Source organism: Pseudomonas sp. LBUM1660 (assembly GCF_059695935.1).
Map to the genome: position 1 here is coordinate 4,903,804 of NZ_CP166795.1, position 22,134 is coordinate 4,925,937.

Consider the following 22,134-nt stretch of genomic DNA (forward strand, 5'->3'; position numbering starts at 1 on the left):
GTTTATCTCATTAAAAAATGGAAGGGCCTACTGCCCCTCCTGATTAGTGAATGCTCGATTCAGATAGCCTGGATTGCTGGGGTGCCACGCTTGGCTGCCGATTGAGCCTGCTCATTTTCCGCCGTTTCAAAACGTTGGGCCGCAGGTACGGATATCCTGATTGCGATGGCAACCGCGAGCAGTCCACCGAAGAGCTTGGCCAGCAAAATTGGCATGATTAGGGTTGGTTGGAAATTCGCGGTAAATGCCAAATGATCGCCAATGGCTGCCTGTGCGCAGACACCCAGAGCCACACACAGAACTTTGTCCCGTGCATTCATTTTTTTAAACAAGTGGTACACCGCGATGATGTTGGCAAAGACCATCACAAACGCTGTTGCACCATCTGCCGAAAGCCCTAGATGTTTACCCAGAACTTCCATTGGTTTTTTACAGTGACGTTGGAACAAGTAGCAGATCGGGAAAGTGCCTGCGAGCATGATGCCGATGTAGCCGGCAATTTCGATTGCGCGGAACAGCTCTTTCTGGTCTGCGAACATCGGGTCGAAGCCCCACACACCAAAATTTTTCATAAAAAAACCGGTGAAGTGCTCCACGATGGCAAGGGCCAACATGATCTTGATGAAGGCATCCATCACCTTGCCGAAGACCAGAAAACCGGCCACCATGAACGACGCCCTGTAGCGTAGGCCGGCGGCCAACAGGAAGCAGAAGACGAATAGAGGGGCGAGTAATTTGACGCACCCAACGAAATCGAGGGTCAAATAGTGAAGCGCTGGCGACGTCGTAGACACAATCTCACGCACCGGTAGATTAAAAGCAGTGATCATCGTCAGCGATGCAAGTACGGCAAAGGGAATGCTAATGAGGCCGGCCATAGCACCTAAAGCTAGATACTTATGATCTTTACGATCAAGCATCATCAGGCCAACGGGTATCAGATAAACGATAGTGGCGCCGGATGTGTAGCCGACGATCATTGCCGTGATCCACATGTCTCGGTTTGCAGCAAGTGCATCGGCGAGCTGATATCCGCCCATGTCTACGGCGATGATGGATAAGGCTGCGATTGATACGTCTGATCCCATGACCCCAAAGTACGGTCCGAGCGCCACCTCAATGAACTTGGACAGATATGGGATAGCGACCATGATGCCTGCCTGGGCTAGAAACACCGGCCCAATAGAATGGATGCCATTAACGAACTCTTTACCCAGTCCACTTTCCGGCTTGACCACGGAGGCGAATGCCCCGACTACGGCACCTACCATGATCAGGTAAATTACGTAGTTTCCGAATTCTGCCATTGCCTTTACCTATATGCGTGCAGAGTCAACTGCGTGTATGGGGGCGTCCGATCTCGGCCACGCCTTCTATTGAATACAAAAACTCATGAGTACTTTCAGGTGTGTCTTGATCAGCCGTAACTGATAGTGAATGACCGTATGGACTGACGCGGCGGTGAGGTAGCCTTAACTCAACCACCGCTCTCTACTTCACGTCGCATTACTAAACACTTCATATGCCAATCGTTGTTTTGTTGTGGTTTTGAATGCTATACCCACTGGAATCGGGCAGTTCCACCGCGTATTCTTCATCCGGCCCCCGTTACACAATGGACTCGCGCTGAAGGTAACTCGCCTGAATGCCAAGCTTGCTCCTTCCTCATATTGAACTGAGCTGCCATTGCTCCTGTTACCTACACATCACCTGTGTTTTTCGGTAACAGAAATACGCTTTCAGGGAGCACTTCACCTAGCATCAGAGGAATGACATATGCGCCCCACCGAACGACGCCAACATATCCTTGAGTTTCTACGTCAACGAGAACGTATTTCAGTGGATGAATTAGCGCGGACTCTCAACACCTCACAGGAAACGATCCGGAGGGATTTGACCGTCTTGTCTGGGGATGGGCAGATCACCAAGTTCCATGGCGGTGCCTCACTGCCACCTAGCGGTGAGCATGAGAACGCGTTCCAAACTCGGATGAACGAGTTTTCCCAAGAGAAGCGCGCAGTCGCAAGGTATGCCGCTGGACTCTATGCGCCAGGTGATAGTGTCCTCATCGATACTGGAACCACCACCCTATTTTTTGCTCGCGAACTAGCCAAGCTCAACCGCATTACCGTAATCACCAACTCGTTGCTCATAGCCGGAAGTATCGGTTCGAGCGGCAACCGCGTATTCATAATCGGGGGTGAGTATCGTCCTGAATCAGAACAGAACATCGGTGCGTTAGCCATGGAGCAAATTTCCAGATTCAATGCGGAGCACGCCGTTGTGACGATTGGCGCCCTGGGCTCAGATGGGGCTTTCGACTTTTCCATAGACGAGGCGGAGATTACCCGGGCGATGATCGCACGTACCCGCTATCTCACCGTGATTGCAGACTCATCCAAAATGGGAAAGCGGGCACTGTTTCAGGTGTTCCCACTGGAGCGTATTGATCGACTAATCATTGACCGAAAACCCGTCGGCGAACTGGCTAAAGCGTTAGCAGAAGCCCGTGTGGAGGTTCATGAAGCCCCGCCAATCAGTAAATCAGAATGGTAATAATCAAAGTGGGGGGCGTGTAGCCCCCCACTATCGCGCCAGCGTGCTTCAAGTAAACGAAATAAATCCGCTACTCTCTGACTCTCAGTGTTGAAGGACACTACGCCCCGATTTCGGGCCTCATGGATTACTCGGGGACGCACTGCCAGTTCTTGATCTCCTGCACGGCTTGGCGCCGCTCCGCGGCTCCTCATCAGCCAGACGCAACGAAATTAACGCCAGTCCCTGCAGCGCGTCACCGCATCGGAGAAAGTAGTTCGCCATTGCATCGCATCTTCGACGCTAACTTTCGGCCTGAACTCTGTACTGGTGTTGCGTGGCGAGGTTAATTCAACACCAAGCCCTTTAGCGGCAAGCGCGGCACAACCAAAAGCGGTCAACTCATCGAACCGTTGAGTGACAATGCACCGCTGAAGAGCATTGGCAAGAAACTGCGCAAAATAAGGGCTGCGCGCCAGTCCGCCATCGATGGATAACCGGTCGGTTACACTTAGAAAGGCATCCATGGCAGTGATAACTTCAACACTACGCAGTGCAACACCTTCCAGCAGGGCCTGACACAGATCCTGGCGAGTTGTGCCGCCATTCATGCCAACCCAAAGAGCGGCTGCACTTCGGTCCCAGTGCGGGCAACCCAGGCCGGACAATGCTGGTACAAATGCTAGTTGCCGGGAAATAGCAGGCGGCTCGTTAAACCCTGCGAGCTCCGAAAAGTCGGAGAACAATCCGAGTCGGCCGGCCCATTCAACAGCAGCGCTCGCATCGTAGACGCCACCGTCCATGGCATAGGTTGGCTTGCCAGCGATTTGCCAGGCAATGGTCGCTAAAAGCCCCTTCTCCGGAGCGAGAATAATTTGCTCGCCGGTCAAGGTCAAAGCAAATGCCCCAGTACCAAACGTTATCTTCGCATCACCTTCTGCACGGCAACCATGACCATAGAGGGAGGCCTGCTGGTCGACAATGGACGCCGTTACAGGTGTGGCGCCAATCTCGCCAAAGTACCCGACGGTGTCTCGAATCTCCGGTAGCGTTTCGATGGGCACACCAAATAGCTCACACAGTTCACTGTCCCACTGTCCGGTCGAAAGGTTCATCAGGGAAGTTCGCGAGGCCGTCGTGACGTCGGTGGCAAAGACGCCGGCGAGACGATCTAAAAAATACGCGTCGGTGGTCCCCAGTCGCAGCCTCCCTGCACTCAGAGCACTCTGCGCTGCGGGCAGATTTTGCACTATCCAGCCAAGCTTGCTCGCAGAAAAATAGGGATCAAGCGGAAGTCCAGCTCGCTCAAGGGTCAATGTCCCGCCCCCGTTGCTGCGTAGCTTGGCAATCTCTGCGGAGGTACGGTTGTCCTGCCAAACAATGACTGGAGATAATGGCTCTCCCGTTTTTGCATCCCACGCCAGGCAGCTCTCACCTTGGTTGGCAATGCCAATAGCGTCCACGCGACCTGTGGATTCCAGGCAGCGTTGGAGGTTATTTAGCAGCTCAAGCGGATCATGCTCGACCCAGCCCGGGTGAGGATGATGCTGCTGATGACGAAGTGAATGCTGAATGTCGGCAGAGCCATTCTGGGTCACAACCAATACACGTGTGCTGGTGGTGCCTTGATCGAGAGCGGCAATACGCATTTTTTAAGTCTCCTCGGCAGGTTTTTGTTGTTATTGGCCGACAAAGTCGACTTCGAGTTGCTGTGCGCCCTTGGGCACCTTCAAGCTTGCGATAGGTATCAGAATTCGCCGCTCCGGCAAGGTGGAGCTTCGGCGCGACCAAAGTTCTTTACCATCTACTCGAACGATCAAACGTCCTTTCGCAGCCTTGCTAACCCGCATCTGAAGATGCTTCATTCCCACGACGGAGGAGAGACTTAGCCGTTGCGGTACGCAGAACTTCAGCTCCCCCTTACAGCTAATCGCAATCGCCTGTTCTGCTGCGGAAAGTTGTCCATGCAGATCATGCGCGATCATTGCGGCTATTTTTCGCCCCTCGCGAAACGACCAACCAGCGGTTTCAACAGGACGCAATAGATTTCCTGCTGCAAAATAAACCGGGTCGGAACAGCGCCCATACTGATCGATTTCTGGACCACCGCTTTTCAGATCAAGCCTCAACTCACTTAATCGGACAAGGCTGGATTCGGGAATGAACTGCCCGGTTAGCAGCACACCATCGCAGTCGAACTCCTTGATGCTCCCGTTGGCCAAACGAACGCTCACGCCTTCAACTCGACCGGTGCCGTGTATCTCGAGCAGTTGCGCACCGAAATGCACGGGAACACCGCATAGCCTTGGAAATAGCGACAAAGGCCAACGTGCAGTGACGCGATTATTGGTTTCGATCATCGCAACAGGTTTGATCCCCGCGCGACGGCAACTCATGATTGAAGAAAGACTGACGAGCTCCGTCCCCACGATCAAAGGTCGATTAAAGGGTTTGAGCTGTTCCAAGTAGAGGTAGGACTGCAAGGCTCCGGTATTTATCACACCGAGGGGGCGATCCCCGCCCACGAACCGAGCGGAGCGCGGTGTTTCCCTTGCGCCTGTCGCAATAAGCACCCGACCTGCCTGGATGATGAGTGCTTGCTCAGGGTTCACAATCTCTAGCCGGCCACCCTTCCCAAGTCGCGTAACCGAGTGTTTCACGCGAATGTCCACACCGGCCTTGAGCGCTTCCTCCGCGTTACGTTTGGCATAGTCGGGTCCGCTGTAGATCCTGCCGTATTCCCAGAATCCAAACGGAGGGTGGCCACAGTGGCGCGGTATGCCGCCGGCTTCTTGTTCGCGCTCAAATACCACGACTTTATCGACGCCACGTTTACGCAGTTCTATCGCAGCCGAAAGCCCCGAGGGCCCACCACCGATAATGGCGACATCAACGTTTTCGATTTCAATGGGATTCATGACAAACACCTGTAGCAAGAGGAATGGCAAGACGGCCCGCGCTGAGCTCGGCTACCCGCGCCCCACAATAAAATCCTTGGCAACGCCCCATACAGGCACGTGTCCGTCTCTTCAAACCACCCAAGTCACCTGGCGGGAGCGCACTGGACAAGGCATTTTCTATTTCTCTGAGGGTGACCATTTCACAGTGGCAAATAATTTCCCCGTAGCCTGGCCGCTGGTAATCTCGGGGCGAGTGTTCGGCCAGATTCGGTAGTGAGGGCCACTGAAGATTGGCCGCAGGGATCGGTAGGTGACGACCTTCGTAAAGGCTGAAAACGTGCTTGGCGATACCAAGCGCAGCCGTCAAGCCGGTGGAGCGAATGCCTCCGACCGTTATCCAGTTCTGACCTTCAACCCTGCGTATTCGATACTCTTTTTTATCACTTGCAGGCCGCAGTGCGGCATAGGTTGCAGTGACCGGCATTCCCTCAAGCGCGGGAATACGCTCTACAGCGGCGTCCACCAATTGCCTTAGAACTTCACCATCGAGGCCGGCATGAGTGCGATCGTCCTGCTCCTCAGCCGTAGGCCCAACGAGGAGATTGCCGTAGACCGTTTTGGTCAGGACGATTCCCTTAGTGCGCTCGTTCGGTACCGGTAGCACGATGTTCGTCAGATAGCGCGAAGCTGCTTTGTCAAAAACAACAAATTGGCCTTTACGTGGATGGATGGAGAAACTCGATTCCCCGAGCAGTTGTTGCTCCAGCAAGTCGCCGAACAGTCCGGCGCAGTTGATGATGGTTTTGCCTCTAACCACACCGCTACTGGTCTCAAGCGACCAGATTTCGCCATCAAATTCCCCAGCCTTAACTTCGGTGTTGAATTTCACTTGCGCGCCATGCATCAGCGCCTGTAGCAAATACCCCAAAGGGGCCGACCACGGGTCGATTAAATACTCGCCGGGGACCTCTGCCGCCCCCTGCGCAGTCGGTGATAAGTTCGGCTCTAGGGTATGTATACGTTGGCGACCAATCAACTTAACGTCCGCGATGCCATTGTCATGTGCTTGCTGAACAATACTTTCCAGCTTCTGGAGATCATCCTTATTCCATGCAACGACCATCGCGCCAGTCTTAAGTACAGGCAGCGACATCTTTCCGTGAATATCCAGGTACTCCCGGTAGCCCTCCTTCATGCACTGGAGTTCGAGACTATCTCGCGGGGCGTCGAAGCCGGTATGTAAAATGGCACTATTACCTTTACTCGCGCCTGAAAGGATATCGGGGCTTTTTTCCAAAAGCAGCACGCGAGCTCCTTCCAGAGTGAATCGCCGTGCCATCGCGCACCCCACAACGCCGCCCCCAATGACGACAACGTCGTAGGCATCGGTCTGATTCGGGAATGATTTCGTCATGCTCTAGCCTGTCTGGTGAAGTAACAGCATCGTTAATGAACGACTAGGGGTGCATGGCATACGCCATTGACCGACTTCCGGTTGAAATGACCGATTACACCTGTCTAATTGCTCGCTGGATTTCTGATCGTCAACACGAACAATGATAGAAACGAGTGGGAAAATGGCTAAAACCATCAACGACCATTGATACCTGCGGCTAAAGAGGTGGGGGGCGATAGCCACGCTAATTACCGAACAAAACCCACATACGCCACACCATTCGGTCAAAACGCCAATGAGGAAGATATTTCGTGAATTTAGTCGTGTAGCGGGCGAGTGATACAGTACTACTCAAGATGAGCGGCAAACGGTTACCTTTTAACGCGTTGGTGGCGAAGCATCATTTTCGACGTAAACAATCTCTTGTGCTCAGTAATTATAAGGAAGGTTATCGTCGACTAGATAATGCCCCACGATCAGACCTGATTGGGTGCATTGGCCGCATGACTCGTCGGGCTGCGTACCTCTTGGCGCGCTAACGACGGCCTTGATGTTGCTGTTGAACCAACCCTTGCGCACGGCTGGTGCGACCTCCTAACCACCGCAGTTGTTGTGGCCCGACGACGCGTAGCAATTGAGGGGGTGGTACAGGGCGTAGGCACGGTCGTTGTGCACTACCTTGGTGTTGACGATCACGCTTGGGTCGCCATCAAATCGCAAGAACAGCTCGCCTTTGAACCCGGACGGTGTTCCGCCCAGGGTCTCGGCGTCGCATCGGTAGCAACCGCGTATGACGGAAGACGGGATTGCTGACGGCTTAACCGACGAAGTGAGAAAGCCCACCCAGCCCTAACGGCCTTGCCATCCCTGGACTGGTAAAGAGCCAGGCTGGGTGAACGGCTACATTCTAGACATCGGTATCGTCACAGGCTGTAGGACACTTCTGAAAATGCTTTAAACGATTGAAATCAGTGGGCGAACGTGACCGCTGAATGCTGAGCCACTGAAGTTCGGATGTTGCGCCTCGACCACAAGGGAAAGGTGGGGACAATGAGACTCAGCCTACTGATGGGGTCCCACGAGTTGGCATCCTCAACTCAGCCCATGAGTATGAACTAGCCCCGCGCACTCACAATAAAACCAGAAAGGTCCTACAGGCCGCGCAGGGGGGGGGCTTACACTTGACCGCCCGATTGGATGGCGTTGGCCGCCCCTTCGGCGTATTGAAGTGCATCAACACATCCTGCGAGATAAGACGCGCTTCATGATCATTGTGAAAGCCAGCCAGGATAGCGAGGCTGGTGGTATTGTCTAAACGAGGCACTACTGACCGGGCCAGTACGACGAGGAACTGGTCAAGGCCGGCATCCTCAATGAGGGCGAGGGGCTGCACCCGAGTAGCAAAGGCGCCTGCGTACGCTTCTTGGGTGACCAACGCACGGTGATCGACGGTCCGTTCACCGAAACCAGAGAGCTAATTGCCGACTACAGGTTGTGGCAGGTGATGTCGCGGCGTCCCAGCGCGGCGGGCAATGCCTGTCCACCGGCTATGAAGGTTCGAATGTGTACATGCAATGGCTATGTGGACAAGGCCATCAATGGAGAGCGCCGTTAGCCACTGTACGAGCCGGTCATTGGTGCCAACAATGCGCCATGACGGCACGTTCGGCAGCCCAAAAGTTAAGCGCGAACACACGATACGACCGCGGCCATCTGATGTTGTTGGAGGCTCCCAATTGCTGTGCGCATCGGAGCCACACACCTAAGCTAAAGCAACACAGCACGACAAATCACCAAGGCTTGAGCCGTCACGATGCATCGACGTCACCGTGCGCTTCGACCCAGTCCCGATACTGCTCGCGTAACAGGTGTTCCAGCTCTGTACGGACATCGGCGAACTTCTGGTGCTGGAGGTCCCACAGCAGCAAAGATGCCTCGACCCAATCCACTAACGCGCGTCGCGTGTAGGGACACGGCAGCCAGGCATGGAGGGTGTCAGCCACCTCGGCCACATACTGGGGATCAACAACCGGCGTTACCAAAGGCATGTGCTGTACTCCAAGGCGAAACCTTCCACCTATATCAACCGTCATTGAGTATGCCGTATCAGCCAATGGCTCGCCTACGCCGACAAAGCATAGCCTTCTGTCCCGCCCGTAACTAATGAGGGCGGAAGGTCTGACATTCCGGCGACGCGCCCCGCCGTGCACCTTGAATCTTCTCGTGCCCGCACCGACCAGCGGATCATTCGCCGAGTGAGTGTCGCGCTTGCAACACAGTCGTCAGCAGCAAGCGATCTAGCCCTGACCAATCAACGCCTTCCGGCAAAACTGGCAGTACAGATTCCAGCCGCGTCAGTTCGCGCTCGATAAAGGCATTGAGTATCGGCAGGAACTGAAGGTCTGGCATTTCGTTTGCCGCGCGCTGGCGGACCAGCAACTGCTCAATGGTCGCACGCAACACCGGGTCGAGCACCGTAGCCTGGAGCAGCTCACTAAAACGCATCGGCACCACGCCGTGCTCCTGTTCCAGCCAGCGGCAGGCCAGCAGCGGACGCAGGGCCTCAAAGTAGCTGTTCAGCTTGACCCGCTCGCCGCCCAACTGCTCGCGGTAAATCCTGCGCGCCGTGTGCACGTAATGCTGAAACAAGCGCTGCGATTGAGGCGTCTGGCGGACCGCGTCGCGCAGGGCGTGCAAAAAGTCCGCGTGCGTTTTGTACACCATCGGGGAACTCAGCCAGTCGATCAGCGTGGCATTGCCCTTTCTCAACAGCCCGAGGGCCTTGCGCAGCTCCCAGCCACGGAGGTTGAGGCCATCGCCCACCGGCACCTCGATCACGTCGCACCCAGGGCTGACGCGCAGGTACCAGGACAGCGGGTGCACGTAGAGAAAGCTCACCTCGTAATCACTGTCGGGAGACGCCAAGCCCCAGCTCCGGCTGCCGGATTCGCAGGCATACAGCACCCGCACCGCGTGCTCGGCTTCGAGGGCCGCCAGATGCGCTTTGACCTGCTCGCGAACCGTGGGTGCAATCGCGGGCGTGTGGGGTTCCGCTTCGGTGCAGCCGATCATGCGTCATGCGCCTCGGGTAAGGGATCAAGAGTGACTCAACAGCCGAGCATTATCCCAGATCCCGACGCCCTTCGGCCATCCACACGGCGGCCGTGTCGATGATCTCCAGGGTCAGTTGCGTCAGCCCGGTCGGGGCCATCAGCCGCTGGCAGGCACGGGCCAGTTCGAGGCTGTCGCGCCAGTAGCCCTGACTGACCTGCATAAAGCGTTTGGCGGCGGCGCGTTCGACCTGGCCGAACAGCGGTTGCAAGATATAGGCTTGGCCTTCATCGATGCGGCGCATGCGCGTCAGGTGCAAGGTCTTGGCGCCAATCCGTGAGGCCAGTTGCGCCAGGTACACCCCGGTCTGCGGCGTACGAAACTGCCGGTTCATGATGTCGGTGCCCATCAGCAGCAAGGCCATGCCGGCTTCATCGGCCAGAAAGCGCAGGCCTTCGAGTTGTGGCCACTTCAGGTGGTTGGCCTCATCGACAATCACCAAGCGATTCTTCACTCGCGGTCGCAGCCGGGCAATCTGCGTCGCGGCACTGCCGCCGGAGACGTCCAGCCCGAGCGCGCCACACAAATCGAGCATCAGGTTTTTGGTGGTCATGCCTTGATAGGCACAGACCCGCACCGCGTCCAGTTGCTGCACCAGATAATGGGCAATAGTGCTTTTGCCGGTGCCGGGTTTGCCGTCAATTTTGCCGATCCGGTTGCTGTCAGCGTCGAGCAGGGTTTGTGCCAGGGTTAGCGCCTGTTGCACGGCGAGGGTTTCGATCACCGGGCTCATAGTTCACCCCCTAGCGAAGCCGTCACCGGAGTGGGGATGGGCGATGGATCAACGTCCTCATAGTCCTCGTCGCTCTCGGTACGGCTGAGCGCGGGCAGGCGGGGATTGGCCGGGGTCGACCATTGCGAGGTCGTCATCGGCGTACGCGGCAGGGGCCGAGTCAACTGCTGGGCCTGATGCGCCTTGATCGCCTGCAACAGGCTCGACATGCTCGGGGTCAACGCGACGCGCGGGCCCAGCGGTATGGTGGGCGCCGGCCCGGCCAGTTCGGTGCGGCGTTGCATCACCGCTTCCAAATCGAGGCGCACGGTATTGCCGCGCAGGTCGCGCAGATGCCGTTTCAGCACCTTGGCCCGCTGGGCTTGGGTGCGCGCCCCGTCTTCGCCGAAAAAGGCGAACGTCTGGGCCGGCTCGGCGGTGCAGATCAGTTGATTGCGTTCATCAAAGACAAACAGGTAACGCTCATCCCACTTGGCAAAACGGATGCACAGACGCTCACCGGTACGGGCGATCAGCGCGTCATGGTAATAGCTAGTGCCATTCCAGCGGACATAACCGCCATCGTGAATCAGCCGCGTCTCCTCGCTGGCGAAGGCCACCCGCAGCGCCAGCGGATCGACCTCGGGTGCACCGGCCCAGCCCGCCGCGATGGCGGCGCTCAGGGCCTGATTCGGGCTCTGGCCGTTGAGGTTGCGGCTGCGCGGCTGGGCCCGGGCGTGGTAGTAGGCCAAGGCCTGGTCAAACGACTGGTGAAAGGCTTCCCAGTCGCCGCCGAAGGCCTGGGGCGCGCGCCCGACGTTATGGGTTTTCTGGCGCATGCGGTTGCCGCCGATCCAGCCCGGCAGCATCGCCAGCACCTGCTGTTCGAGCAGGGCAAAAATCCCTTCGATGGGTTTGGCCTGGGCGTTGTACGGCCAGGCGCGAATCACCGCCTTAAGCGGGCGCTCTGGCGTCTCCAGGCGCGCATCCAATGCGGCCCCGGTCAGCCGGCTCAGTTGGGCAAAACCCTCCATCATGTCCTGCCAGCCGTATTCGGCCCCGTTGTCCAGGTACAGCTGACGCGGCAAGCCCCAGGCGCTGCACATCGCCGCGAAGGACTGGGCGACATGCACCTGTTTGACCCCTTCGCCTTTTTCCAGCTGGATCAGCGTCACGTGCAGGCGTTGGGTGGCCACGTCCAGCCAGGCAATCGCCCGTGGCATCACCGCCGTGCCGTCGGCGCGGGTCAGCTTGATGTCAATCGGGTGCACGTCGCCGACGATGATGTCCATCGGTTGCAGCCCTTCGCGGTGGCGGCGAATGCGCGGCACCCGCGTGTCGAAAAACAACCGAGCGTCCTTGTCGTGCATCGCCAGCAGGGCATAACGGCGGAAGTGCTCAACGTAGCTGCGGCTCAGTTGACATTGCGCCAAGGTGACGTCGGTCCAGCCCGCCCGCTGCGACAGATCAAACAGCACCGCGCTGCCGAGTTCAGCCACGGTGCGATAACCCGGTGCGCCGGCGGCCCATAACGAGCGTACCTGCTCGGCCAGTTGTTCGGCGATCAGGGTTTGGGTGTCCTGCGGCAAGGGGCAGGCGTTGTCCCACTGTCGGGTGATGCCGACGAGCTTGCGCCCACAGTCGCGTCGGGGGCGACGCATCAAGGCCGTCAGGCCGTGCGCTTCGTAGCGCGCAACCCAACTGTACAAACTGTCGAGGCTGACCTGGCGACGGCGGCCATCGGGCGTCGCATGTGCGCTCAAGGATAGGCGGCGCAGCGTCTCGCCACGCGCGCCGGAATGTTTTGGGTAGGCCAGGGCTGGCTGAATCAGTCGCCATTTCCACAGGGCCAGTTCGCGGTGTTTGGCGGCCAGGCGGTCGAGTGGCTGTGGGCCGGCGCCCAACGACAACCGGTTAGAAAAATGCGGAGCAGGCGACGTTGGTGGCGGGTTCCGCTGAAACCAGCGCTGGAACAGTTCGACCGGCAAACTGTCGGCCTGCACTTCGTAGTGCGGAACGGAGAAACCGTCTGGGCCTTGCACGGCGCGCACCTGCAACAACGAGCCGCCCCAAGGTTGGCCTTGGGCCGACTGGGCCAAGACCTGACAGGCTTGACGCTCAGACATCTCCGCGAGCGAAGCCAGTGCTGCGGCATCAAGCCAAAAGGGGGAAGTGCAGGTAACAGCCAAAGTAGGGAAAAGTGGCGCAGATAAAGCTGGAGACAGCGCAGCCGTCGATATGGCGAGCATAGACAATCACCTCAGAAGCGGTTTTTCCGCTTGCCCCTGACGTCAATCAAGGTGGACGGAACCGTACAGGGTTGACGTACCGGTCTGAGGGCCGGTGCTTCCGAAGAAGCCCCCGCACGGCCCGTCCATTACAGGCTAGCCATGCTGCGGGCACAAAAAAACCGCTTATAAGCGGCGGTTGTACCCGCCTCAGATTCCAGAACGTCAATTCCAGGCCGCTGAATTTGCAGCGACGAAGCAATTTTGCGCGACCTTTGGCATGGATGCAAGGGGTAGCAATGTACGAGTTAGAACGAAGCGCCCTTTACGTGTTGTATTGATATCGCCCTAAATCCGTCGACGAAAAAACATCCCATTTGATGGGCGGGTGAAGTTTGACAGGGCGTGACGAAAAAATGACGTCACGCCACAGGAAGGCTGTATCGGGTAATCGACACCATGAAGGACGGCTTTGTCCTTCATAGCGCGATGGTCATGTTTGAAAAGTGACTATTTGGGCGGCATCGAGCCCGGAGGACTGGAGGAGTAAAGTCCCCCAGTCCGTTTCGCCAAGTTTCGCCTCAGCTGAGCAAGCTTCACTTCAACCCGCTTCAACCCGGTTAAACACGCTTCATCCCACTTCGATACCATTCGTTTGGGAATTATTTACAGCCAGATTCGGGAATAGAAAGATCCCATCCACAAAAACCTGCGCTTCAGCCATAAAATTTTGCTTGCCGCCGCCCTCATTGTCATTGCCGCCTTCGCCTCGTTCACACTGTACAACGACTATTTACAGCGCAACGCCATTCGCGAAGACCTGGACAATTACCTCAATGAGATGGGAGACGTTACCGCCAACAACATCCAGACCTGGCTGGCCGGCCGTATCCTGCTGATCGACAACCTTGCTCAAAACATCGCCGTCAACCCTGAACAGTCCAACGTCGCCAGTCTGCTTGAGCAGAAAGCCCTGACGTCGACCTTCATGGCGTCCTACCTGGGCGATGCCACCGGCAGCTTCACGATTCGCCCTGACGCAAAAATGCCCGCCGGCTTCGATCCGCGGGTGCGTCCTTGGTACAAAGGCGCCGAAAGCAGCAGCACGGCAACCCTGACCGAACCTTACATCGATGCGGCCACTGGCCAGACCATCATCTCCATCGCCACCGCCTCGAAAAAGGCCGGGCAAAGCGTGGGCGTGGTGGGCGGCGACTTGAGCCTGCAAACCCTGATCGACACCCTTAGCGCCCGCGGCTTCGACGGCATGGGTTACGCCTTCCTGGTCAGCGCCGACGGCAAGATCCTGGTGCACCCGGACAAAGCACTGGTGATGAAGTCCCTGAACGAGGCGTTCCCGAAAAATACCCCACGCATCAGCAGCGACTTCAGTGAAGTGGAGGTGGACGGCAAGACCCGCATCGTCACCTTCACCGCGATCAAAGGCCTGCCATCGGTCAACTGGTACATCGGTCTGTCGGTCGACAAAGACAAAGCCTTCTCGATGCTCAGCGAATTCCGCGCCTCGGCAGTCGTCGCGACGATCATTGCCGTGGCGATCATCATCGCGTTGCTGGGCATGTTGATCCGCATCCTGATCCAGCCGCTGCACGTCATGACCCGCGCCATGGAAGACATCGCTGACGGTGAAGGCGACCTGACCAAACGCCTGACCATCGTCAACAACGATGAATTCGGCGTTCTCGGCACGGCGTTCAACCGCTTCGTGGAACGAGTTCACACCTCGATTCGCGAAGTATCCTCAGCCACCGGCCAGGTCAACGAAGTCGCGCTGCGTGTGGTCGCGGCATCAAACTCGTCGATGTTCAACTCCGACCAGCAAGCCTCGCGCACCAGCAGCGTGGCCGCAGCGATCAACCAGCTCGGCGCCGCCGCTCAGGAAATCGCCCGCAACGCCGCCCAGGCATCCAGCCAGGCCAGCGATGCCCGCAGCCTCGCCGAGGACGGCCAGCAAGTGGTGGATCGCAGCATCAAAGCGATGAATCAACTGTCGAGCATGCTCAGCGCCTCGAGCACCAACATCGAATCGCTGAACAGCAAAACCGTGAACATCGGGCAGATTCTCGAAGTAATCACCAGCATCTCCCAGCAAACCAACCTGCTGGCGCTCAACGCAGCCATCGAAGCGGCACGCGCCGGTGAAGCCGGGCGTGGTTTTGCCGTGGTGGCTGACGAAGTACGCAACCTGGCGCACCGCACGCAAGAATCGGCGCAACAGGTGCAGACCATGATCGAAGAGCTGCAAGTCGGCGCCCGTGAATCCGTCAGCACCATGAGCGAAAGCCAGCGCCACAGCCAGGACAGCGTGGAAATCGCCAATCTGGCGGGCGAGCGCTTGAACAGCGTGACGTTGCGTATTGGTGAGATTGACGGGATGAACCAGTCGGTGGCGACCGCGACCGAGGAACAGACGGCGGTGGTCGAATCGATCAACGTCGACATTACCGAGATCAACACGCTCAATCAGGAAGGCGTGGAGAACCTGCAATCGACGTTGCGGGCGTGTTCGGACCTGGAGCAGCAGGCGGCGCGTCTCAAGCAGCTGGTGGGCAGTTTCCGTATTTAATGTCTGACCCGGCCTCTTCGCGGGCAAGCCTCGCTCCGACAGGTTCACACGAATCCTTGTAGGAGCGAGGCTTGCCCGCGAAAGCGGTCTGAAATACACCGCAAAAACCACACTGATCCCCCGCGCCACAAAACCCCAACCGAACATCTATCCTTCATAAAGGTCAACCAAGGGAGAACAACGGACCGGAGGGATGCTCACTGTGCATATCGCGGACATAACCATGTTCTACGCCCCGGCCAGCGGTGGCGTGCGCACGTATCTGGATGCCAAGCACCGTCGCCTGAGCATCAAGCCAGGCATTCGCCACAGTTTGCTGATTCCAGGGGCACACTTGAGTGAGCAGGATGGCGTCTACTCAGTTCCAGCCCCGGCCCTGCCCTTCGGCAAGGGTTATCGTTTCCCCCTCCGCCTGGCGCCATGGCGAAATGTCCTGCAGGATTTGCAGCCCGACCTGATCGAAGTCGGCGACCCTTATCTCACTGCCTGGGCGGCTCTGGATGCGCGCCGGCAACTGGATGTGCCCGTGATCGGTTTTTATCACTCTGACCTGCCGCTGCTGGTCAGCAATCGAATGGGCAATTGGGTGACCCCCAATGTCGAGGCCTATGTCAGCAAGCTGTATGGCAACTTTGACCGGGTGCTGGCGCCGAGTCAGGTCATGGCCGACAAGTTGATGGGTCTTGGGGTGAAGAATGTGTTCGTGCAGCCGTTGGGCGTCGACCTGCAAACATTCAATCCCGAAGCAAGGGACGGCGGCCTGCGGGCCGAACTAGGCATTGATGAGAACACCCATCTGCTGATCTTCGCCGGCCGTGGCTCCAAGGAAAAGAACCTGCCGGTCCTGCTCGGTTGCATGAAGCGTCTGGGGCCTCGTTATCATTTGCTGTTAGTCGGCTCCTCCATGCCCGCTGTGGTGCCGGACAATGTGACCGTCGTCGATGAATTCTGCCCGGCCGCCCAAGTCGCGCGCTTGATGGCCAGCGCCGACGCACTGCTGCATGCCGGCGATCAGGAAACCTTCGGCCTGGTGATCCTCGAAGCCATGGCCAGCGGCATTCCGGTCGTGGCGGTCGCAGCCGGGGCCTTCGAGGAAATCGTCACCGATCAATGCGGCTTGCTCTGCGCGCCAAACAATCCCCTGGCGATGGCCAACGCGGTGCGCGAGTTGTTCAGCCAGGGCAGCGCGGCCCTGGGCAAACGCGCCCGCAAACATGTTGAACAGCATTACGCCTGGGACACCGTAGTCAACAGTCTGCTGGGGCACTATCACGCGGTGCTCGGCAGCCAATGGCCGCTGACTGCGAATGGTTGAGCCCATGAACCCGCCCAGCCTGTTACTCGTGCTGCATGACGTTGCGCCGCAGACCTGGGCCGATTACCAGCCTTTTGTCGAGGCCGTCGATGCCCTGGGCGAGGTGCCGATGACCTGGCTGGTGGTGCCGAACTTCCACAAGCACAACGATCTGGACGAGCATCCTGGATTTCGTCGGTGGCTGACCAGCCGAGTCGCCCGAGGTGACGAACTGGCATTGCACGGCTACTTTCATTGCGACGAAGGCCCTCCTCCCAACAATCCCAGAGACTGGTTCATGCGCCGGATCTATACCCACGAAGGCGAGTTTTACAGCTTGTCGCAAGCCGCCGCCCTCGCCCGCCTGCGTGCGGGAATCGAAGTGTTCCATCGTTATCACTGGCCGCTGGAAGGCTTCGTCGCCCCGGCCTGGTTGATGAGCGAAGGCACTCGGCAGGCGTTACGCCAGTTACCGCTGGGCTACACCAGCGATCCACAACATCTCTATCGTCTGCCTGATTTCACTGCCATCGATGCGCCGGGACTGGTCTGGAGTGCGCGCAGTGCCTGGCGCCGGGGTCTGTCGAAACTCGTCAGCGATCAGCGTGAACAGCGCTGGCGGCAAGCACCGGTGATTCGCCTCGGTCTGCACCCGGTGGACATGCGCCATGGATTTTCGCGGAGTTACTGGCTGCAAACCCTCAAGCGCTTGCTCGATGAGGGGCGAGTGCCGATGACCAAGGCCCAGTGGCTCTCCTTGCACAGTAATCGTCTCGGTCGCGCCGCATGAGCCGGGGGATTCTGCTGTTTATCGCCCTGCTCGCCGCGGTGCTGATTCCGTTGTTGCTGGGTGGCAACGAAACGTGGTCGCGGCTGCAAAATTTCCCGTTGAATGAATTGCTGATCATGTTCGGCATGATCTTGCTGTGCTGGGTGGTGAACACCCTGCGCTTGCGCCTGTTGCTGGGCGATCAGTGCGACAAGGTCGGCAGGGTCAAGAGTCTCGGCGTGGTGATGGCCGCCGAGTTCGCCTACTGCGCCACACCCGGTGGCAGTGGCGGCCCGCTGACCATCATGGCGCTGCTGGCGCGCAATGGCGTGCGCCCGGCAAGGGGCAGCGCGGTGTTCGCCATGGACCAACTCAGCGATTTGTTGTTTTTCCTCTGCGCGCTGAGCGGGATTCTGATTTATGCGTTGTTCCAGCACCTCAGCGAACGCCTGGAATGGCTGCTGATTATCAGCGCCATCTCGATGTTCGGCGGGTTGCTCAGCTGCGTGGTGGTGGCGCGCTACCATCGATTGCTGATTCGCCTGAGCGGGCGGTTGCTCATTCGCCTCAACGTCAAAGGCACCACACGCCTGCGCTGGGCACGCAAGCTCCTGCACTTCCTGGCGGCGTTCACTGATACGCTGAAGTTGCCCGTTCTGACGTTGATCAAGGTGTTTGCCCTGACCTGCGTGCATTGGCTCCTGCGGTATAGCGTGCTGTATCTGGCGTTGCGCGGGCTGGGGGCAGACTTGCAGTGGGCCTGGTGCTTTCTGATCCAGATGCTGTCGCTGAGTGCCGGGCAATTCAGCCTGCTGCCGGGCGGTGCGGGTGCGGCAGAGTTGACCTCGGCGGCGCTGTTGGCCCCCATGGTGGGGAAATCCACAGCAGCGGCGGCGATACTGATCTGGCGGGCGGTGACGTATTACTTCTACCTGGTGGTGGGTGGCCCGGTGTTTTTGCTGATGCTGGGGCGGCCGTTGCTCAAGAAACTGATGAAGTTCAAGCAGGCCTGAAAAGATCGTCCGAACGCGGCCCGAACTCACGGCCCCTACATGGACATTTGTAGCGCCGATTTGGGCCTCATCGCGAGCAGGCTCGCTCCCACAGGGATCTTCGGTGTGGCATAGATCCCCTGTGGGAGTGAGCCTGCTCGCGATGGCGTTGGGTCATTCACCGCATATCCCATATGGGCGCTGCCGAAAGTGGGAGCACGTTCGGACAATCTTTCAGGCTTCGTCGATTTCTTCGTCGGGTGGTTGCTGCAACTGCTCCCACAATTCGGCGGCACCGGGGAACTCCGTGCCGTCTTCGGGGCTCATGTCATCCGGGTCGTAGCGACTCAAACAGCCCTCTCCCATTGTGGCGGGGGCCTTGGAGGTAGCTTTGTCGAGTGGATCGGCCATGGTCATGTCCTCAGTGCAGAAACGGCGAAGGGCCTGAAGCGATTGAACGCCCAGGCCCTTCGAATTTCAACCGTGGTGTGTGGCTATCAGAACACCACGGTCTTGTTGCCATGCACCAGCACCCGGTCTTCCAGGTGATAACGCAGACCGCGGGCCAGCACCATTTTCTCGACGTCACGGCCGAAACGCACCATGTCTTCAATGCTGTCGCTGTGGCTGACGCGCACCACGTCCTGCTCGATGATCGGACCGGCGTCCAGTTCTTCGGTCACGTAGTGGCACGTCGCGCCGATCAACTTCACGCCACGCATCGAGGCCTGGTGATACGGCTTGGCGCCGACGAACGACGGCAGGAAGCTGTGGTGAATGTTGATGACCTTGTGCGCATATTCCCTGCACAACGCGGGCGGCAGGATTTGCATGTAACGGGCAAGTACCACCACTTCGGCATCGTGCTGTTTGACCAGGCGCGAGACTTTGGCGAAGGCCGGCTCTTTGTCCTGTGGATTGACCGGCACGTGGTAATAAGGAATGCCGTGCCACTCGACCATGCTGCGCAAGTCGTCGTGGTTGGAAATCACACAGGAAATTTCGCAGTCCAGTTCGTCACTGTGCCAGCGATGCAGCAAGTCAGCCAGACAGTGGGATTCACGGCTGGCCATCAACACAACGCGCTTTTTCTGCGCGGTGTCGGTAATGCGCCAGTTCATCGAGAACTCTTCGGCAATGGGTGCAAACGCTTCGCGAAAGGCTTCAATACCGAAAGGCAGCGAATCGGCACGAATTTCGTGACGCATGAAGAACCAGCCACTCTGATTGTCCGAGTGATGGCTCGCTTCAGTGATCCAGCCGTTATGTGACGCCAGAAAGTTACTGACTTTAGCAACGATGCCGACGCGGTCCGGGCAAGCAATCACCAGCCGAAAAGTGCGCATGAGGGGGAAACTCCAGAACTTCGCAAAGGCCGCCATTCTAGCGAGTGCGCAGCAAAACTGCAGTATTGATGACACATTGACCTGCACGCGGGTCAGTGGAACAGATTCCGGCAGCACCTCACCACCCGCGCGATGGTGTTCTTGTAGTCAATCTTCAAGCGCTCAATTGTGAATATCTGTGATGACTGCATCACACTTTTAACTCTGCGTTGAATTTACGCCCTATTCTTCGCAACTAATTTAAATAAAAAGCCGGTTAAATGTTTACTTGATGAAACACCCTGACTATTATTGCGACACTGTCACCCTGCCATCCAGTGCCCAACATAAGGTAGTCCTCATGTCCTTGATCAACGAATATCGCGCCACCGAAGAAGCTATCAAAGAGCTGCAAGCCCGTTTGAAGAACCTGTCCCAAGACGACAAACTGCAAACCGAGCTGGAATTCGAAGGCAAACTGCGCACCCTGATGGGCGAATACTCCAAGTCCCTGCGTGACATCATCGCGTTGCTGGACCCAGAGTCCAAGACCAAAGCACCACGCGGCGGCGCAGTAAAAACTACTGGCACCAAGCGTGCTCGCAAAGTTAAACAATACAAAAACCCGCACAACGGCGAAGTCATCGAAACCAAAGGTGGCAACCACAAGACTCTGAAAGAGTGGAAAGCCAAGTGGGGCGGTGACGTGGTTGAAGGCTGGGCTACCCTGCTGGGCTAAGCCCAAGAGGTTGTCAAAGACTTATCCGCGACAAAAAATAACGCCAGCTGATGCTGGCGTTTTTTTATGCGCGGAATACAGCCCGGGCATTTTTCGTTTTCAAAGATTCAAACGTTTGCGTAATCCCTGGACATAATTCTGCCATTCATTCAGTACCTCTCGCTGAAACGTTGTAGCAGTAACGCTCAATTGGGCTGCGGCTTCTACGAAACTTTCAAGCGTATTGGGCGCGCCCCACTCAGGGGTCGACAAACGTTGCTGACAGAATATTCGCCAGCGCTCTTGCTCCTCGGAATTCAACGTATCGGGAAAGTTGCGTGCGCGATAACGAAACAATAATTCAGGTAAACGTTCGTCATCGAAAGGCCATTGCTGTTGTGATAATTGGGCAGGGTCGGCGGCCCTGACTTGCTCACATAGCCGACGGTCCCGATCACCGATAAAACCGTCGTATAACTGTTGCTCGGGATCCTGACTCGAGGTGAAATCTTCGCTGGTATAAATCGCCAACACTTTATCTCGCCAAACTTGTTGTGCGTCACTTAGCCGCAGTACGCGATCCTGATAAAGCGCCATGTCCAGCTCCAGGCGCTGCTGATCATCAGGGCGAAGTACCGACAGCGGCGCCACCACCGGGCACTTGTTGATATGAATTAGCTTGAGGGGCACCGGCAATTCGCCGTCGGCCAGGTCATCACGGCGGGTATACAGGCGCTGACGCAAGGTCTCTGCGTCCAGATCAAGCAACCCCTGGGGATCCAGATGCAGGTCACAGACAATCAGGGCGTTTTTGTTGCGCGGATGCCAGGCCAGTGGCAGCACCACACCCACATAACTGCGAGCCGCCGAGAATCGCCCGGAAATGTGCACCATCGGCTGTAACAGCCGAATCTGATCCATCACCTTTTGTTTGCTGCGCAACTGAAACAGCCAGTCATACAACTTCGGCTGCTTCTCGCGAATAAGCCGAGCCAGGGCGATGGTGGCGCGAACGTCCGACAGCGCCTCGTGGGCATTGCCGTGGTCAATGCCATTGGCGGCGGTCAGCCGTTCGAGCTTGAGCGTCACCCGCCCATCATCATCGGTTGGCCAGACGAGGCCATCGGGGCGCAAGGCATAGGCTGCACGCACCACATCAATCAGGTCCCAGCGGCTGTTGCCGCCCTGCCATTCGCGGGCATATGGGTCGAAAAAGTTTCGGTACAGGCTGTAACGGGTCATCTCGTCATCGAAGCGCAACGTGTTGTAACCCGCCCCACACGTACCCGGCGCCGCCAGTTGAGCGTGCACCCGGGTCATGAAGTCGGCTTCGCTCAGACCGTGTTCGGCCAGTTGACCGGGCGTAATACCGGTGATCGCGCAAGCTGCCGGATGCGGCAGGATGTCATCGCTGGGCTGACAGAAGAGGTTGACCGGCTCGTCTATTTCATTGAGATCGAAGTCGGTGCGAATCCCAGCCACCTGCAGCGGACGGTCGCATCGGGGATTGATGCCAGTGGTTTCGTAGTCGTACCAGAAGATCGAGGTCACGGGCTGTTCCTGAACT

Annotated in this window: 17 protein-coding genes and 2 pseudogenes; 8 read left to right on the plus strand and 11 right to left on the minus strand. The window is 57.6% G+C overall.

Annotated elements, in window-relative coordinates; genetic code table 11:
* Positions 1-59 precede the first annotated feature (59 nt).
* Complete coding sequence (gene eutH, locus ACA068_RS22785; protein WP_497304952.1) at positions 60-1,307, minus strand: ethanolamine utilization protein EutH; 1,248 nt, start codon at positions 1,305-1,307, stop codon at positions 60-62.
* 469 nt (positions 1,308-1,776) lie between these two features.
* Here eutH and ACA068_RS22790 point away from each other — a divergent pair, with 469 nt between their 5' ends.
* Entirely contained in the window at positions 1,777-2,556 is a 780-nt protein-coding gene (locus ACA068_RS22790) for a DeoR/GlpR family DNA-binding transcription regulator (protein ID WP_497304954.1), read from the plus strand.
* Between the two features lie 212 nt (positions 2,557-2,768).
* Here ACA068_RS22790 and ACA068_RS22795 read toward each other — a convergent pair whose 3' ends face one another.
* The 3 genes from ACA068_RS22795 to ACA068_RS22805 are packed head-to-tail and all read right to left on the minus strand — an operon-like array spanning position 2,769 to position 6,849.
* Positions 2,769-4,184: an FGGY family carbohydrate kinase gene (locus tag ACA068_RS22795; protein ID WP_497304956.1), complete on the minus strand. Its 1,416-nt coding sequence runs from the start codon at positions 4,182-4,184 to the stop codon at positions 2,769-2,771.
* Positions 4,185-4,214: 30 nt separating this feature from the next.
* A complete protein-coding gene (locus ACA068_RS22800) occupies positions 4,215-5,453 on the minus strand; it encodes an NAD(P)/FAD-dependent oxidoreductase (RefSeq protein ID WP_497304958.1) in 1,239 nt (412 codons plus the stop codon).
* The gene (locus ACA068_RS22805; protein WP_497304960.1) at positions 5,440-6,849 is read right to left on the minus strand and encodes an NAD(P)/FAD-dependent oxidoreductase; all 1,410 of its coding nucleotides are present in this window, start codon (positions 6,847-6,849) and stop codon (positions 5,440-5,442) included. Before ACA068_RS22805 ends, ACA068_RS22800 begins: the two co-directional genes overlap by 14 nt.
* A gap of 1,246 nt (positions 6,850-8,095) precedes the next feature.
* Here ACA068_RS22805 and ACA068_RS22810 point away from each other — a divergent pair.
* Positions 8,096-8,383: pseudogene (locus ACA068_RS22810) on the plus strand (YciI family protein); the annotation flags it as partial.
* Between the two features lie 256 nt (positions 8,384-8,639).
* On the opposite strand, the gene ACA068_RS22815 reads toward ACA068_RS22810, so the two are convergent.
* The 4 genes from ACA068_RS22815 to ACA068_RS22830 all read right to left on the minus strand — a co-directional run bounded on the left by ACA068_RS22815 (position 8,640) and on the right by ACA068_RS22830 (position 12,780).
* Entirely contained in the window at positions 8,640-8,879 is a 240-nt protein-coding gene (locus ACA068_RS22815; protein ID WP_497304962.1) for a hypothetical protein, read from the minus strand.
* A gap of 196 nt (positions 8,880-9,075) precedes the next feature.
* Complete coding sequence (locus ACA068_RS22820; protein WP_497304964.1) at positions 9,076-9,903, minus strand: nucleotidyltransferase domain-containing protein; 828 nt, start codon at positions 9,901-9,903, stop codon at positions 9,076-9,078.
* A gap of 49 nt (positions 9,904-9,952) precedes the next feature.
* Positions 9,953-10,675, minus strand: a complete 723-nt coding sequence (locus ACA068_RS22825; protein WP_497304966.1) for an AAA family ATPase — start codon at positions 10,673-10,675, stop codon at positions 9,953-9,955.
* Complete coding sequence (locus ACA068_RS22830; RefSeq protein ID WP_497304968.1) at positions 10,672-12,780, minus strand: Mu transposase C-terminal domain-containing protein; 2,109 nt, start codon at positions 12,778-12,780, stop codon at positions 10,672-10,674. The genes ACA068_RS22825 and ACA068_RS22830 overlap by 4 nt, the downstream gene beginning before the upstream one ends.
* Before the next feature lie 943 nt (positions 12,781-13,723).
* On the opposite strand from ACA068_RS22830, the pseudogene ACA068_RS22835 reads away from it, so the two are divergent.
* From ACA068_RS22835 to gpgF, 5 genes and pseudogenes are all read left to right on the plus strand, one after another.
* Positions 13,724-14,611 (plus strand): annotated as a pseudogene (locus ACA068_RS22835) (HAMP domain-containing protein); the annotation flags it as partial.
* A 93-nt stretch (positions 14,612-14,704) separates the two neighbouring features.
* Positions 14,705-15,469: a methyl-accepting chemotaxis protein gene (locus ACA068_RS22840; RefSeq protein WP_497310650.1), complete on the plus strand. Its 765-nt coding sequence runs from the start codon at positions 14,705-14,707 to the stop codon at positions 15,467-15,469.
* 193 nt (positions 15,470-15,662) lie between these two features.
* A complete protein-coding gene (gpgS, locus tag ACA068_RS22845; protein WP_497304970.1) occupies positions 15,663-16,784 on the plus strand; it encodes an N-acetylglucosaminyl phosphatidylglycerol synthase in 1,122 nt (373 codons plus the stop codon).
* Positions 16,777-17,553: an N-acetylglucosaminyl phosphatidylglycerol deacetylase gene (gene gpgD / locus ACA068_RS22850; RefSeq protein WP_497304972.1), complete on the plus strand. Its 777-nt coding sequence runs from the start codon at positions 16,777-16,779 to the stop codon at positions 17,551-17,553. The genes gpgS and gpgD overlap by 8 nt, the downstream gene beginning before the upstream one ends.
* Positions 17,550-18,545, plus strand: coding sequence for a glucosaminyl phosphatidylglycerol flippase (gene gpgF / locus ACA068_RS22855; protein WP_497304974.1), 996 nt, complete (start codon positions 17,550-17,552; stop codon positions 18,543-18,545). The genes gpgD and gpgF overlap by 4 nt, the downstream gene beginning before the upstream one ends.
* A 213-nt stretch (positions 18,546-18,758) precedes the next feature.
* Here the strand turns inward: gpgF and ACA068_RS22860 are convergent, their stop codons facing one another.
* On the minus strand, positions 18,759-18,935 hold the full coding sequence (locus ACA068_RS22860; RefSeq protein ID WP_497304976.1) for a hypothetical protein: 177 nt from the start codon (positions 18,933-18,935) through the stop codon (positions 18,759-18,761).
* 86 nt (positions 18,936-19,021) lie between these two features.
* Positions 19,022-19,870, minus strand: coding sequence for a formyltetrahydrofolate deformylase (gene purU, locus ACA068_RS22865; RefSeq protein ID WP_497304978.1), 849 nt, complete (start codon positions 19,868-19,870; stop codon positions 19,022-19,024).
* A gap of 340 nt (positions 19,871-20,210) precedes the next feature.
* Here purU and mvaT point away from each other — a divergent pair, with 340 nt between their 5' ends.
* Positions 20,211-20,588 carry a histone-like nucleoid-structuring protein MvaT gene (gene mvaT / locus ACA068_RS22870; RefSeq protein WP_007933316.1) on the plus strand — a complete coding sequence of 126 codons (378 nt, stop codon included), beginning with the start codon at positions 20,211-20,213 and terminating at the stop codon, positions 20,586-20,588.
* 99 nt (positions 20,589-20,687) lie between these two features.
* On the opposite strand, the gene sbcB is transcribed toward mvaT, so the two are convergent.
* Positions 20,688-22,118 (minus strand): exodeoxyribonuclease I, encoded by a 1,431-nt coding sequence (gene sbcB, locus ACA068_RS22875; RefSeq protein WP_497304980.1) that lies wholly within the window; start codon positions 22,116-22,118, stop codon positions 20,688-20,690.
* Positions 22,119-22,134 lie beyond the last annotated feature (16 nt).

Bases quoted from the DNA above. Each gene is read 5' to 3' on its own strand.
- eutH (WP_497304952.1), bottom strand. From the start codon at position 1,307: ATGGCAGAATTCGGAAACTACGTAATTTACCTGATCATGGTAGGTGCC.
- ACA068_RS22790 (WP_497304954.1), top strand. From the start codon at position 1,777: ATGCGCCCCACCGAACGACGCCAACATATCCTTGAGTTTCTACGTCAA.
- ACA068_RS22795 (WP_497304956.1), bottom strand. From the start codon at position 4,184: ATGCGTATTGCCGCTCTCGATCAAGGCACCACCAGCACACGTGTATTG.
- ACA068_RS22800 (WP_497304958.1), bottom strand. From the start codon at position 5,453: ATGAATCCCATTGAAATCGAAAACGTTGATGTCGCCATTATCGGTGGT.
- ACA068_RS22805 (WP_497304960.1), bottom strand. From the start codon at position 6,849: ATGACGAAATCATTCCCGAATCAGACCGATGCCTACGACGTTGTCGTC.
- ACA068_RS22815 (WP_497304962.1), bottom strand. From the start codon at position 8,879: ATGCCTTTGGTAACGCCGGTTGTTGATCCCCAGTATGTGGCCGAGGTG.
- ACA068_RS22820 (WP_497304964.1), bottom strand. From the start codon at position 9,903: ATGATCGGCTGCACCGAAGCGGAACCCCACACGCCCGCGATTGCACCC.
- ACA068_RS22825 (WP_497304966.1), bottom strand. From the start codon at position 10,675: ATGAGCCCGGTGATCGAAACCCTCGCCGTGCAACAGGCGCTAACCCTG.
- ACA068_RS22830 (WP_497304968.1), bottom strand. From the start codon at position 12,780: ATGTCTGAGCGTCAAGCCTGTCAGGTCTTGGCCCAGTCGGCCCAAGGC.
- ACA068_RS22840 (WP_497310650.1), top strand. From the start codon at position 14,705: ATGTTCAACTCCGACCAGCAAGCCTCGCGCACCAGCAGCGTGGCCGCA.
- gpgS (WP_497304970.1), top strand. From the start codon at position 15,663: ATGCTCACTGTGCATATCGCGGACATAACCATGTTCTACGCCCCGGCC.
- gpgD (WP_497304972.1), top strand. From the start codon at position 16,777: ATGGTTGAGCCCATGAACCCGCCCAGCCTGTTACTCGTGCTGCATGAC.
- gpgF (WP_497304974.1), top strand. From the start codon at position 17,550: ATGAGCCGGGGGATTCTGCTGTTTATCGCCCTGCTCGCCGCGGTGCTG.
- ACA068_RS22860 (WP_497304976.1), bottom strand. From the start codon at position 18,935: ATGGCCGATCCACTCGACAAAGCTACCTCCAAGGCCCCCGCCACAATG.
- purU (WP_497304978.1), bottom strand. From the start codon at position 19,870: ATGCGCACTTTTCGGCTGGTGATTGCTTGCCCGGACCGCGTCGGCATC.
- mvaT (WP_007933316.1), top strand. From the start codon at position 20,211: ATGTCCTTGATCAACGAATATCGCGCCACCGAAGAAGCTATCAAAGAG.